At 42.0% G+C, this 14,366-nt stretch carries 14 protein-coding genes; all 14 read right to left on the bottom strand.

The annotated features are described in order from the left end of the window. Positions 1–39: 39 nt before the first annotated feature. Positions 40–1,209 carry an aminotransferase class I/II-fold pyridoxal phosphate-dependent enzyme gene (locus E4K67_RS09975; RefSeq protein WP_199242506.1) on the bottom strand — a complete coding sequence of 390 codons (1,170 nt, stop codon included), beginning with the start codon at positions 1,207–1,209 and terminating at the stop codon, positions 40–42. A gap of 31 nt (positions 1,210–1,240) precedes the next feature. Next, on the bottom strand, positions 1,241–1,747 hold the full coding sequence (locus E4K67_RS09970) for a peptidylprolyl isomerase (protein ID WP_338031864.1): 507 nt from the start codon (positions 1,745–1,747) through the stop codon (positions 1,241–1,243). Between the two features lie 274 nt (positions 1,748–2,021). After that, positions 2,022–2,231, bottom strand: a complete 210-nt coding sequence (locus tag E4K67_RS09965; protein ID WP_206752189.1) for a hypothetical protein — start codon at positions 2,229–2,231, stop codon at positions 2,022–2,024. A 100-nt stretch (positions 2,232–2,331) separates the two neighbouring features. Further along, the gene (locus E4K67_RS09960) at positions 2,332–3,474 is read right to left on the bottom strand and encodes an ABC transporter permease (protein WP_135546256.1); all 1,143 of its coding nucleotides are present in this window, start codon (positions 3,472–3,474) and stop codon (positions 2,332–2,334) included. Further along, complete coding sequence (locus tag E4K67_RS09955) at positions 3,474–4,247, bottom strand: ABC transporter ATP-binding protein (RefSeq protein WP_135546255.1); 774 nt, start codon at positions 4,245–4,247, stop codon at positions 3,474–3,476. Before E4K67_RS09955 ends, E4K67_RS09960 begins: the two co-directional genes overlap by 1 nt. 13 nt (positions 4,248–4,260) lie before the next feature. Beyond that, positions 4,261–5,283, bottom strand: a complete 1,023-nt coding sequence (locus E4K67_RS09950) for an HlyD family secretion protein (RefSeq protein WP_135546254.1) — start codon at positions 5,281–5,283, stop codon at positions 4,261–4,263. Positions 5,284–5,369: 86 nt separating this feature from the next. Continuing rightward, complete coding sequence (locus E4K67_RS09945; protein WP_135546253.1) at positions 5,370–5,999, bottom strand: TetR/AcrR family transcriptional regulator; 630 nt, start codon at positions 5,997–5,999, stop codon at positions 5,370–5,372. 239 nt (positions 6,000–6,238) lie between these two features. Further along, complete coding sequence (locus E4K67_RS09940; RefSeq protein WP_135546252.1) at positions 6,239–8,314, bottom strand: sensor histidine kinase; 2,076 nt, start codon at positions 8,312–8,314, stop codon at positions 6,239–6,241. Continuing rightward, positions 8,289–8,975 (bottom strand): response regulator transcription factor, encoded by a 687-nt coding sequence (locus E4K67_RS09935; RefSeq protein ID WP_135546251.1) that lies wholly within the window; start codon positions 8,973–8,975, stop codon positions 8,289–8,291. The genes E4K67_RS09940 and E4K67_RS09935 overlap by 26 nt, the downstream gene beginning before the upstream one ends. 278 nt (positions 8,976–9,253) lie before the next feature. Continuing rightward, positions 9,254–9,526 carry a PDDEXK family nuclease gene (locus tag E4K67_RS09930; RefSeq protein ID WP_135546250.1) on the bottom strand — a complete coding sequence of 91 codons (273 nt, stop codon included), beginning with the start codon at positions 9,524–9,526 and terminating at the stop codon, positions 9,254–9,256. 1,142 nt (positions 9,527–10,668) lie between these two features. Beyond that, positions 10,669–11,073, bottom strand: a complete 405-nt coding sequence (locus tag E4K67_RS09925; RefSeq protein WP_135546249.1) for a coenzyme B12-dependent isobutyryl CoA mutase small subunit — start codon at positions 11,071–11,073, stop codon at positions 10,669–10,671. Between the two features lie 20 nt (positions 11,074–11,093). After that, entirely contained in the window at positions 11,094–12,731 is a 1,638-nt protein-coding gene (locus E4K67_RS09920; protein ID WP_135546248.1) for an acyl-CoA mutase large subunit family protein, read from the bottom strand. After that, complete coding sequence (gene meaB / locus E4K67_RS09915) at positions 12,724–13,680, bottom strand: methylmalonyl Co-A mutase-associated GTPase MeaB (RefSeq protein WP_135546247.1); 957 nt, start codon at positions 13,678–13,680, stop codon at positions 12,724–12,726. Before meaB ends, E4K67_RS09920 begins: the two co-directional genes overlap by 8 nt. After that, positions 13,677–14,195, bottom strand: coding sequence for a cob(I)yrinic acid a,c-diamide adenosyltransferase (locus tag E4K67_RS09910; RefSeq protein WP_135546246.1), 519 nt, complete (start codon positions 14,193–14,195; stop codon positions 13,677–13,679). Before E4K67_RS09910 ends, meaB begins: the two co-directional genes overlap by 4 nt. Positions 14,196–14,366: the final 171 nt, after the last annotated feature.

The following is a 14,366-nucleotide window of genomic DNA, read 5'->3' as shown; positions in this document are numbered from 1 at the left end:
AATTGCTGATAACTCTTACCTAGCAATTTTCCAGTCAATCTAATTCTTACTTAAAAATTGCTGAATCCTCCGCACAGCTTCCTGCAAAACACTTTCATCTTGAACCATGGCTATGCGCACATACCCTTCACCGTGATCGCCAAAAGCTAGCCCAGGCACTACAACCACGCCCGCCTCACGAGCTAGCTCAATTGCAAACGATACTGAATCTTGCTTGGACGGCACAGGTGCCCAGATAAACATAGAACCTTGGGGGATTGGTAGGTTCCAGCCAGCGATTGCACAACCCTCGATCAAGAGATCCCGTCGTCTTTCATACGCAATTTTATTGTCTTCAATCGAGTCTTGCGCAGAGCTGAGGGCATAAGCCCCAGCTGTCAACACCGGACGAAACACTCCATAATCGATATTCGCTTTGAGTTGAGAGAGATTACGAATGACCTCAGCATTGCCGACGACAAACCCTAAACGCACTCCCGCCAAGTTAAATGTTTTAGAGATGGAATGAAATTCAATTCCGACGTCTTTTGCCCCCTGTGCTTGCAAAAAGCTGACTGGTTTATACCCCTCAAAGGCCAGTTCAGAGTATGCCGCATCATGACAAATAAGTAGATCATACTCTTTAGCAAAGGCCACGACGTCCTCAAAAAATGAAAGTGGGGCCACGGCTGCAGTGGGGTTATTCGGATAATTCAAGAACATTAGTTTTGCTTTGCGAGCCAGATCTGGATTAATTTGTTGCAGGTCTGGTAAAAATCCGTTTTCCTTCAGCAACGGCATCGATACCTTCTCGCCACCAGCCAGCATTAAACCTGCCGTATAAATTGGATAGCCGGGATCCGGGATCAATGCTAAATCACCCGGATCAATGTACGCTAGAAAAATATGTGCTAGCCCATCCTGAGAACCCATGAGAGGCAAAACCTCAGTTTCAGGATTCAGCGTTACTCCAAATCGTTCGAAATACCACTCCGCACAAACCTTGCGAAAATTCGCAGTTCCACGAGTCAGAGTATATCCGTATTGGGACTCGTCCAAGGTCGCTTGACTAAGAATCTCTCGAATTTCTATGGCTGGTGCTCGGTCAGGACTGCCAATGCTAAGGTTAATTAATTGATTTCCTGCTTTTTCTAATTCTCGTCTCAAATTGTCCATTTCGCTAAAGACAGACGCTCCTAAACTGTCTAAACGTTTTGATGGTATTAGCATGTCTCAAGTCTCCTTAATTACCCCAATCTAACTATTTCTTAATAACATCCGGTTCAGCATAGGTGACCCCCATTGTGTCGACGGTTACGCTTTTCATGACCTGGTCTTGGTTTGGTTTATCCTTCGCCTTTTTACCCCTCGGAGTATTTACAATTTTGTCCACAGTCTCCATCCCTGTAAGCACTTTACCAAAGGCAGCATAATCTTTATCTAAGCTTGGATTAGTCGCTACCATAATGAAAAATTGGGAACCCGCTGAATCCTTGCTTTGAGATGTTCTGCCCATCGAGATTACACCACGTTCATGCTTCAGATCGTTTACAAATCCATTATTGGTAAATTCACCCTTGATGCTATAACCCGGTCCTCCAGTGCCATTGCCACTAGGATCTCCTCCCTGGATCATAAACTCAGGCATCACTCGGTGAAAGATTAAGCCGTTGTAAAATCCCTTTTTCACCAAGGAGATAAAGCTTTTCACGGTATTCGGAGCAACGTCTGGATATAGTTCCATCTTGATCTGCTCATCGTTAGCCATCGTAATCGTGACAACCGGATTGTTTTTCGACGTGGGTATACCCTCATTGCTCTGTGTTTGGGCATTGTCTTTAGTGGTCGTTGGTGCAGTGGTATCTTTTGGGGCCTGAGTACCACACCCAATAGTTGTTAAGATAACAACGAACGTTAAAAATAATAGCCCAAGTTTAAGCTTCTTCATTGATATTAAATCCCTCCAATAATCCTCTACCTCAAGTTACATTGTCTATGATGTCTAGTCCTAAAACCTATCTATAGTATTATATCATTTTTCTTCATTCAGAACAGCCATGCAGAAAGCCCAGAGGTTTTGCCGTTCTCGCCGAGTTATCAAGCATGCTAGCGACAGCGCCTAGGGTGAGCGCCGCAAATTCACACCCTCCCAAAATCACACCCTCAAAGCCAGAGGGTGTGATTTTGCAGAGCGAACCCTTCAGGCAGAGTCGCGTCAAGCATGCTTCGATAACTCGGCGCCAGAACGGCATTGGTTCACATGCAGAACAACCCAGAGGTTTTGCCATTCTCGCCGAGTTATCAGCGTTCTAGCGACGGCGCCTAGGGTGAGCGCCGCAAATTCACACCCTCCTAATCCAGATTCTTCTTAAACTTCTTCGATGCGATCGCCAACAAAATAACCGCAAATGCACACAATACCAACGTGTCTTGCCACAGGTACTGGATACCAACCCCTTTGAGGAAGATACCCCTGACGATTTTAAGAAAATACGTTAGAGGTAATAGACCACCCAAGAGATGTAGAAACTTAGGCATTGTTTCCCTAGGAAAGATAAAGCCAGACAATAGGATGGACGGCAAGAGCATAATGAAGGTCATTTGCATGGCCTGTAGTTGAGTCTTTGCAATGCTAGAGATCAAGAGTCCAATGGCCAGAATAGTCACTAGGAAAAGCGTGGACAGCAAGAAAAGGAGCGGAACACTCCCGATGGGCACAACGCCGAACCAGAAAATTCCTGTTGCCATAATCAGAGACATTGACACAAATCCGATCACCACGTAGGGAAGAAGCTTACCCAGCATCAATTCCAGCGGGCGGATCGGGGTCACAACCAATTGTTCCATGGTGCCGCGTTCCTTTTCCCGCACAATCGAAAATGAGGTCAGCATGGCAATCACACTTTGTAGGATCAGACCGATTAAGGCCGGAATGTTAAAGACCCTAGATTTCATGTCCGGGTTGTACCACACCCTCGTCTCTAAATTAAGCGGCATTTCTTGGCCTGAAGCAGTCCCCAAGGCCACAATGCGCTCACTCTGAAGTTGCAGCGATTTATTCAAGCCAAGCATTTGCACCGCGGACATAACCGCTCGAGCCACGGTGGGATCGGACCCATCGACCAACACTTGAACGCTGGCCTTTTTCATACCCTGAATTTTCTTACCGAAATCCGGAGGAATAATGACTGCAGCCCGCGCTTTACCACTGTCCAGATAGCCTTCGATCTCCTTATAGCCTTGGACGTAATTATCCGGATCCATATACTGAGTATTCCGAATGGAAGTAATCAGTTCTCGGCTATCGACCGTTTGTGCTTGGTCCCAAACCACCGTCGGAAGGTGCTCGACATCAGTGTTGATAGCATAGCCAAAAATGAGAAGCATGGCAATCGGCATAGCAACGGCCATGATTAAGCTAGCACGGTCCCTAAGGATATGGAGAAATTCCTTTTTCAAAACCGCGCTAAAACGCACCCAGACAAAACGCTGCATCAGCCTCGTCCTCCTTTATTGATTGCAAGGTTGCGAGGGTCGTCCGAAGCTTCATGCTCCACATAATAAATGAAGAGATCGTCCAAATTATCTTTCGCTTCTTGTTTCTTCATATCCGCAGGAGAACCAAAGGCGATTAACCTACCGTAAAAGACAAAGCCCAGATAGTCACAAGTGTCTGCTTCATCCATATAATGGGTACTTACCAAAATGGTCATTCCTTCTTTGGCTAACAGATGGATTAAATCCCAGAACACCCGTCGGGAGACAGGATCCACCCCAGCCGTCGGTTCATCCAAGATGAGCAGCTGGGGTTTATGCAATAAAGCACAGCCCAAGGCTACCCTTTGCTTCCAGCCCCCGGAGAGAGAAACGACCAGTTGCGACGTTCTGTCTCCTAAACCGATCAGTTCGATCACTCGCGCTTTCTCGGCACGAGCAACTTTCCCTCGAAGACTATATACTCCAGCATAAAAATCAAGATTCTCACCCACAGTTAGGTCTTCATACAAGCTAAATTTTTGGGACATATACCCGATCCGTTGTTTGATTTCCTCAGGCTGAGTCCGGACGTCAAAACCAAGCACCGTGGCTTGCCCGTCTGTCGGCACCAAAACTCCGCACAACATACGAATGATCGTTGTTTTCCCCGCCCCATTCGGTCCAACAAAACCCATGATTGTTCCAGGAGGGATCTGAAAATTCACCCCTTGGACAGCAGTATAGTTGCCAAACCGTTTGACCAGGCCCTGGCAATCAATGGCTAGCTTCATCTTCCTCACTCCTCTATTGCAGCAGGGTCACATCCGCAGGCATACCTGCCTTCAACTGGTCTTTTCCTTCAGTTATACTTAGTTTAACTGCGTAGACGGTGGTCGTCCGTTCTTCTTTTGTCTGTACGTTCTTGGGCGTGAATTCTGCTTGGTCACTGACGTATAGAATTTGACCTTTAAACGTTTTGCCCGGGTAAGAATCGACAACGATATAAGCTGTCACGCCTACTTTCACCTGATTCAACTTGGCTTCCGGAATATAGATTTTTATCCACAACTCATTCGGATCTAGAATCGTCACCAGCGTTGTACCCGAGTTGACGACTTGACCTTGCTCAACATGTTGATAGAGAACCTGGCCTCCGACGGGACTCTTAATGACTAGTTTACTTAAGTTCAATTCAGCTGTTTTAACGGACTGAGCGGTAATATCCACGGCCGCTTTCTGGGCCTGAATCGCGGGTTGTGTATTCCCTGCATGAGCTTGGTCGACGCCTGCCTGAGCTACATCGACACTCGCTTGAACGCTCTGATATTGGGCTTTTAGTGTATCAAGCTTAGTTTGCTGAGCATCCACGACCTGTTTACTAATCGCGCCACCTTCATAAAGTTTTTGATTCGTTGCCAGATTATCTTCCTCAAATTTGAGATTTGGTTCAAGCGCGGCTAGATTGGCCTTCGCCTGCGTCACTACGTACTCCAAACGCTGGATTTCCTCCGCGCGCGCGCCTCCTAGGAGATCGTTAAGTTTTGCTTGAGCTTGGGTCTGCTGGCTCTTCGCAGAATCCAGAGAAATTTTAGCCTGACTGTCATCCAGTTTAGCAACGACATCACCGACTTTGATAACTTGCCCTTCACGCACTGGCAAGTTAATAATTCTACCGCCTAACTCTGGCTGAACAGGCATAGCTGTCCCTTCAATCGTACCAGAATAAGTGGTGGGGTCAGCCGGTCCGTTAAAATAGTTCCTGTACCCTAAAACCGACAGAGTGATAAGGACTAGAACAACGACAATAATTGCAAGTTTCTTTCTCATATTTCCCCCTCCTACTCCTTTAAATGAGCCTTAAAGTCTCTCTTGAGGAATTTTAACTAGCTTTCATTTCTTACTGTCTGACATTCTTACTTTGCGAGCAACCCATGAAAAAGGAGCTCAAGCAACTGATCAGCAGCTTCTTCCAATGTTTCTTCCGGAGATAACCCTTCGAAAACGTGATTAAACATCCCTTGAAACATTACCATCCCCATAAAACCTCTCATCGTGGGTATAAATGGGAGTGGTTTGAAATCCCCTCTTGCGACACCCATATCAAACCATGGTTTGACGATACCTATACCCTGCTCTAGTATCCCTTTAAACAAGGCCTCTCTAACTTCACTATGATACTGAGCTTCAGCAAACATAAAGCGAAAAAAACCGTCATTTTCGTTGATTAACTCCAAGCGATTCCTCAGAAAAAACCGGAAAAATTCCACCGGAGTTGCTTCTTTCTGTTCCTTATCAAGATCGATGATCCCATTTAGAACTTTAGGTTTCAGAACCGCAACCAGTAAGTCTTTCTTAGTAGCAAAATGGCGGAAAATAGTCCCTTCAGCGACACCTGCTACACGGGCAATTTCCGCAGTGGTTGAGCCATTGTAACCTTTGCGCGTAAAAACTATGAGGGCTGCTTCCAGAATATCTTGGTGCCGCTCCTCCGCTGTTTTTCTTAGACTGATTTCCCGTGGCTTAGTTTCTTGATTTGACTTCATACGCCCCTCCAAACTTTAGAATTCACCGCTATTATAAATAATGAGTGATTACTCACTTATTGTAACACTTATTGAATTCCTGTCAATAAAGAAAACTTGGCAAAGCCAAGTCCAGAGGCGCTGACGGTAGCCTTAGTGCCCTTAAAATATATAAACTTTTAATTTATACTTTATGATTGTACCAAATTCGAGGATTATACGCCCACAAAGGGGCGTATAATCCTCGAATTTATTGTCATTTAGTTGAACGAGTTCAATTGTATGATAGCCTTAAATAAATCTCCGTCAATTTCTATATTGAAACTTCCTTTTTGGATCTCTATCAGACTCTTAGCAATCGATAATCCTAACCCACTCCCTTGACTACTTCTGGATTCATCGCCTCTTTTGAAACGCTCCATCAGTTCATCAGAAGAAATATTCAGTTCATAGGCCGAGATATTTTTAATGATGAGCGTTACCCCAGTTCCTGAATCTATAATCTCAATATAGACCCTTGACCCTTCCAGGGCATATTTGAATATATTGGACAACAGATTCTCGATAGCTCTCCATAATAATTTCCCGTCAGCTTTGATATATACTTTATCTCGAGGATAATTAGTCTTAAATTCTAATTTACGCTCTTGAATTCTATCATCAAGTTCACCTAACCCCTGGGTTATTAACGATACAAGATCTATTGTTTCAAAGTTCACAGCTATAGTTCCACTTGAGGCCTTAGCTGCTTCAAACAAATTCTCAGTCAATACTTTTAACCGTTGCGACTTCTGATCGATTATTTCTAAATATCCTTCGACCTTCGTCTGATCCTTCTCATGTTTCAATAAATCAACATAGGTAATAATTGAGGTTAAGGGGGTTCTAATATCGTGAGATACATTCGTAATTAGTTCACTTTTTAACCGTTCACTTTTGGTCTCATTTTCGACTGCTTTGTATAAACCGTCAGTGATGCTATTAATATCACTAGCAAGTTTGGCAAATTCCCCACCTCCAGCCACATTTATAGTGTAGTGTACATCTCCCTCTTTTACCTGCTTTACCCCTTCTTTTATGGCCTCAAATTCTTTTACTTTCTTAAGAGTAAGCCAGGCTGCAACGCCTATAGTTATTGGGAACATAAAGAAGGTTATAGCTACAATTATTGGATAGCCTATAACAATTAATACAACTTTTACTCCTACTCTCCCACTATTATAGATATCGTTAATAAATCTAAAAAGTCTATAAAAGATCTTGAAGGTTAAAGTATGCTTAATCAATGACCTGTTTTTAAGATGTTTTACTAGTGACAGAACCAATATTACGACGAGGGTAGTAATTAACAAAGTTATTGGGAATATAAGGTAATAGATCTTTAAATGGTCCAATATATTTATGGCTCCAACCCATGATGCAATCAACAAAACACACATGCCAATGTTCAAATCATTGTAGATTCTATCGATAGAGTTTAAATACACTTCGTGATCTTTTAGTGGTTTTCTACCAATTACTAATACTAGATAGATAAAGGCTATTGCTAGTACTAATAAAAAACCCGCCATTTGATAGAGACTATTCGTAACAAATAGTTTATTCTCTTTCCATTCTGCAATTCTGGGATTTAAATACTCGGCAGTAAAAGCAATATACATAACCTCTTTTTGACCTAATTGATTTATATTTGATGTAATCCAGTTATATTGACTATTTTCTTTAACTTCCTGCGGAAATACCTCTTGTTTATAACCATCAAATATCATATAGGAAGGAAAAGATCTGAAATAGTCTTCTGCTTTGTTAGGAGTATTAGTAAATTCGGTTTCATCGTTCTTTGCATAATAAATAAGACCCTGAGCTTGATGTTTTTCTAATCTTTGTATGGTTGCCTTATAGTTATTCAGCTCTTCTTTAATTAAATTTGTTCTTATCTGCAATATTTTTTCTGCGTAGACTTCCTTGAATTTCGTATAATTTTCCTCATCGCTCAGATTAAAGTTATAGCTCTTTGAGTTATATCTAAATTCTCTAAACAAGTCTTCTTCTTCATTCAAAATTCGATCTTCTATAAGAGTTCCACCGTTTAAAATATGTTCCTCACTCTTATAGTTTCCTATCCTCCTTAAACTTTCAATGACCTCTGAGCTGTCACTTAGATAATCTTTACCATTATAATAGCCATCTTCAAAAGCTATACTTACGTCGGCATTATGCACCAGTTCAATATTTAGAAATATTGAACTGGCACTCGTAAAACACAAGATTGCAAGCATAAAACCAATCACCTTTGTTATCACTGAATGGCTATATTTTCTCCAATTTATACCCAATTCCCCACACCACCTTCAAGTATTTTGGCTCTTTAGGATTTATTTCAATCTTTTCTCGTATTTTTCTGATATGGACGGCGACTGTGTTTTCTGCACTAAAGGCCGTTTCCTTCCATACTCTCTCGTAGATTTCATCAATGGAATATACTCTTCCCGCATTGGCAGCCAACAGCAGTAACATCTTATATTGGACGGGAGTAAGTTTTACTTCATCGCCATCTACCGTTACTATCTTAGACTCATCATCTATTACAAGTCCACCTGTTTTATAGACATTGTTTTTTGTCTCCAGGCTCCCTAGTGTCGTATATCTTCTTATCTGGGACCTTACCCTTGCGATTAATTCTAAAGGATTAAAGGGCTTGGTAATATAATCGTCGGCCCCCATATTTAAGCCCATTATTTTGTCAGTATCCTCGGATTTTGCCGAGAGCATAATAACTGGTATATTTTTATCTTCCCTGATCTTCACAGTTGCTCTCATTCCATCCATTTGAGGCATCATAACATCCATAATAACCAAATGTATTTCTTTTTCTTCTATTACTTGTAAAGCTTCTAGTCCATTTGAAGCTTTAAAAACTTTATAGCCTTCGTTTACTAAGTAGATTTTGATTGCCTCTAAGATTTCTTTATCGTCATCGCAAACGAGTATATTCATGATGTATCACTCCCACATATCGATTTGCACAAATCATATCACACCTCTATTATTTACTTTAAGATAATAATATCAACTAAATCTTACGATAAACTTAATCTAATTCTTAAGAACTTCTTAACTTTAACCACGTGGGGCAAGATCTCCCAACTCTAAACTACCGTGCTCACGCTAGTGAGTGCGTTGACGGGAGATGACTTTCTACCTTTTTTTTCTAATAAAATTGATAATCGCCAATCACCCTGCGTGGCGAAACAACACAGAGAATCCCTTCAGCTTCAGAGCTGAAGGGATTCTTGCCTGTAGAAAGATGCAAATTGTGATTCCCACAATAACGATCTGTTAAAGATTTGCAAAAACTGACTTAAATCAACTAATAATTCTGGGAATGTGGTCACCTTTATCTTATCTTCATCGGAATAAATATCTGGTCTTCCATATCGTTTACTTTCTTGCAAAACAAACACATTTACAAGCTTGTTCTCGGGTTCAACAATCCAATACTCTTCCAAACCGACAATTTCAAATTGATTGAACTTGATTAGCCCCATTTTCAGTTCTCTTAGGTTATCGCCAATACCATATTACACCATAACAACTCTGACTGAATAGTACTTGATAGAAACGTTAATTACTGCTGATAGACATCCAATTTTGAGTGTATAGAATGTTTCAGTTTTTAAGAGACTATTCAGATATTCTCTCACCGGAGGCGACATTTAATGAATTCAACTTTTTGGAGTAATACGATAGGTACCTCTTATTATTTATGACGAGCGTCATCTCGATTATCTTAATCCTTTACAAAACTCAAAATTTGAAATTCATTATCGCATTTCTTTTTTCAGTAATTGGTTTTACCCTCGCATTAGAGGCAATTCTGGCCATTGGTCTTCAAGCTTATATCTATCATCCCAAAATTGTATCGGACTTATTTCTTGATTCAGTTTTTGGTAATTATTTTTCGCAAATCTCAATTTCATCAACTTCTGTGTTAATACCTATTTATAATCTTTCCTACCTTTGGTATTTCGTCTTTGCCTTGCTCTATTACTTAATTGAAGAATTATTTATTAAACTAGGAATCTACGAACATTTTTGGTATAGGTCAATATATACATCAATGGGTCTTTTGCTACTATTTTGGACTGTAAAGAAATGGTATGGGAAAGCCTTAAACTCTACAAGCCATTTTGTTAATTATCTATCTCTTTTCTTAAGTATTTTTGCCATCAATAGTTTTACTATAATTTTGAGTCAAAGACTGTTAGGTGTCCAAATCTTTAAAGGTAACTTATTTGCAGATATGTCTAAAGATCACACGACTACAGGCTTGGTTTATCAATTTGTTCTAATCAACACACTAATAATGTTATATGAATTAAGGTTGCACTGGACAAAAAAAGGACTGGTTTTTCTATGTTTAGTGATTATGCAATTTTTATTATATAGGATGGGTATTATCTATATAAGTAAAGGGTTGTTTTTCGTAGTTACTGTCTTGGATTTACTTGGCTGTTATTGCTGGATCGCCATATTTCATAATCTATATAAACAACCTTCAATGAAATAGCGCATATCAACATTTGACATGCGCTTGAGTGGTTTCGTAGATCCTCTATATGGAGTGTAGCTCCAAAACGTGCTATAACATCATCTAATTTAACCCAAATCTCACCTAGCTAACTTCCGCTTAGTTATTTGCTACTCTATCTCGAATCCAGCTCACGATATCAGTCGTAGTTGCTCCCGGCGTAAATAACGCTTCCACGTGTCCATTTGTTATTAACTCAGCAATGTCTTCCTCTGGGATAGTTCCCCCGCCCATTAACAAAATATCTTCAGCATTCTGCTCTTTGAGAAGTACTTTAATTCTCGGGAAAATTGTCATGTGTGCTCCCGATAGAACACTTATCCCAATTAAATCAACATCTTCTTGGATCGCTGCTTCTACTAGTTGTTCTGGGGTTTGGTGTAATCCAGAATAGATGACTTCCATTCCCGCATCACGCAGTGCACGAGCGATCACCTTGGCACCTCGGTCATGCCCATCCAGACCTGGTTTGCCCACCAGAACACGAATTCGAGTTTTATTCATATCGTTCCCTCCCAACTATCCTAAAATACGGCTTGTTCTCGATACTCTCCAAACACTTCTTTGAGGACCGCAATCATTTCTCCCTCAGTGGCATAAGCCCTTACAGCATCCATGATTTTCGGTATTAAATTATCGTCACCCTGAGCCGCTTCCTTCAAATCCGTCAAGGTAGTCTGAACACGGATGTTATCCCGACTTTGTTTTAAAGCCGTAAGCTTGCTTACTTGCGACCGTTCAACTTCAGGGTCAATTTTCAGCAAGTCCATTTTTTCCTTTGATTCACTGACGAAATCATTAATACCTACAATAATCCGATCTTTGCTCTCGATTTCTTTTTGATAGCGATAAGCCGCATCGGCAATTTCTTGCTGGAAGAAATTCTCTCGGATTGCACCCAAGACTCCCCCAAGTTCATCAATCTTGCGGAAATACTCTTCAGCACCTTCTTCCATTTGATTAGTCAAGGTCTCTACGAAATATGAGCCAGCCAATGGATCGATAGTATTCACTACACCCGTTTCATAAGCAAGCACTTGTTGCGTTCGAAGGGCAATCTGAACTGCCTTTTCCGAGGGCAACGCTAAAACCTCATCCATGGAATTGGTATGCAGTGATTGAGTTCCTCCGAGGACGGCTGCCATAGCCTGATAGGCTGTTCGCACAATGTTATTTTCCGGTTGAGGACCTGTTAGCGAACAGCCGGCGGTCTGAGTATGGAAGCGCATCAAGAGACTTTTTTCATTTTTCGCCCCGTATTTTTCCTTCATGTGGCGCGCCCAGATCCGGCGTGCCGCGCGATATTTGGCGATCTCTTCAAAGAAATCCGTATGGGAGTTAAAGAAAAATGACAAACGAGGAGCAAAGTCATCCACATCCAACCCTGCTTTAATACCTGCCTCAACATAGGCAAATCCATCAGCAAGTGTAAAAGCCAATTCTTGAAGTGCTGTTGATCCTGCCTCTCGAATGTGGTAGCCGCTGATACTTATGGTATTCCACTTCGGCACATGATCTTTGGAGAACTTGAAAATATCCGTAATCAGACGCATTGAAGGGTCTGGAGGGAAGATCCAAGACTTTTGCGCAATGTATTCCTTCAAAATGTCATTTTGGATTGTTCCTGTTAATTTATTGGCAGATATCCCTTGTTTCTCCGCAGCAACAACATACATAGACCAAATGATGGAGGCTGGCGCATTGATGGTCATCGAAGTACTGACCTTGTCAAGTGAGATGTCTTGGAACAAGGTTTCCATGTCTTGAAGCGAATCGATGGCCACCCCAACCCGGCCAACCTCTCCGTAGGCGCGCGGGTGATCTGAGTCGTAACCCATGATGGTTGGCATATCAAAAGCCACACTCAGACCCGTCTGCCCTTGGCTTAGTAAAAACTTATACCGCTCATTAGATTCTTTAGCTGTAGCAAACCCCGCAAACATCCGCATAGTCCAGAGTCGTCCGCGGTACATATTGGGTTGAACTCCACGAGTATAAGGATACTCGCCTGGATTTCCTAAATCTCGTTCATAGTCAATATCCGCTGTATGACCGGGTGCATAAAGCGGGTCGATCGGAACACTAGACACTGTAAAGAAAGGTCCTTTTCGCTCCTTTTGAGCATCATAGTTCGCTTTCCAGCTCAAGAAGTTATTACTCATCCCATTTTTCCTCCTTAAAACGCTCTTCCCATAACATTTCAGCTATTTCATAGGGATCATTATTTTCTAGAGCAACCCATTTCCCTTGGGCTGCTTCCCAAACGTCTTCGAAGATTGTCTGCAGTTTATCTTCCCATTGACGCCAAACTTCCTGACGGAGGCGTTGCTTACAATGCTCATTCCTTTGCCCAGATTCCAGCAAATAGGAGCGGTGAGCCTCGATCTTTTCAAATAAAGTCTCTAATCCAGTTTCATTAATCACACTCGTTAAGACTACCGGTGCACGCCAGGCTGAGCCATCACAACTTAAGTTTAACATCATCTCGATGTCACCCTTCATACGTTCGGCACCGGCTAAATCTGCTTTATTGATGACGAAAACATCAGCGACTTCCATAATCCCTGCTTTAATGGCCTGTATTCCATCTCCGGTTCCTGGATTAAGCACGACGACGACGGTATCTGCCATTTGCATAATTTCCAGTTCAGACTGACCAACTCCAACCGTTTCCAAAACGAGTCTCCCATACCCTCCGCCCTCTAAAATGCGTAAGATATCTGAAGTTGAACGTGTGACCCCCCCTAAATGCCCCCGGGTCCCCATACTGCGAATAAATACGTCCCGGTCTGTCCCATGGGCCTGCATACGAATACGATCCCCCAAAATAGCCCCTCCCGAATATGGGCTACTAGGATCTACAGCTACAATTCCTACTCTTTCGTCTTTAGCACGGTAAAGCTTTGTCAAAGCCTCAACTAACGAGCTTTTTCCCGCTCCCGGTGGGCCCGTAATTCCTACAACCATTTGCTGTCCAGTTTGTTTGAAGATAGAACGCATAATATACGCCCGCTCTATATCATCTTCGACCCAAGAAATGAGTTTGGCAGTTGCCCTGCGATCTTGGTCATAAAGGCGTGCAATCCATTGATCCAGTATTTCTTTGTTCAAAATTCCATCCCCGCCTTTGCCTCGACCCCTCGTTGATAAGCATGTCGTTGCTCAGTCATTTCAGTTACAGTATCTGCAATTTCCATAATCTCTGGCGCTGCATAACGACCTGTCATAACTAAATTAAGGTGAGGTGGTCGCTTGCGGACTAAATCCAGCACCTGCTCAACCGATATTAATTTGAAGGCAACTGCGACTAGGATTTCATCGAGTACAATAAGGTCAAAATTATCCTCTTCAAACCAGTGCCTAGCAAGTTCAAGCCCATCTTGGGCCATCTGAATATCAATTGGATCTGGATTTTCGTACGAAACAAACGATTCCTGCCCCGATTGTACCAATGTAAAGTTTGGCAAAATAGCGGCTATCTTTACTTCTCCGTAATTCTTACTTCCCTTCATAAATTGAAGAAATCCAACAGTTTGGTTATGTCCGAGTGCTCTCATACTTAAGCCTAAAGACGCTGTGGTCTTTCCCTTGCCATTCCCAGTATAAACCAGTATAAGTCCTGACATGCCTCCTTACCTCCTTCCCTTCAAGTTGATCCAATCGTGTACTCCCACTTATACAAGTGTAAGTGGAACCTCATTCAATTGAACGAGTTCACTTGGAATTCGCCCTTTATAATTGATCTATTCGGAATATACTGAATTATCATGCAATTATAGTGCCAACGATTTCTTATT

The organism is Desulfosporosinus fructosivorans, from assembly GCF_004766045.1.
In the GTDB taxonomy this organism is placed as follows: Bacteria; Bacillota; Desulfitobacteriia; order Desulfitobacteriales; family Desulfitobacteriaceae; genus Desulfosporosinus; species Desulfosporosinus fructosivorans.
The sequence above is the reverse complement of the archived record's forward strand: the minus strand, read 5'-3'. Positions and strand labels throughout refer to the sequence as shown.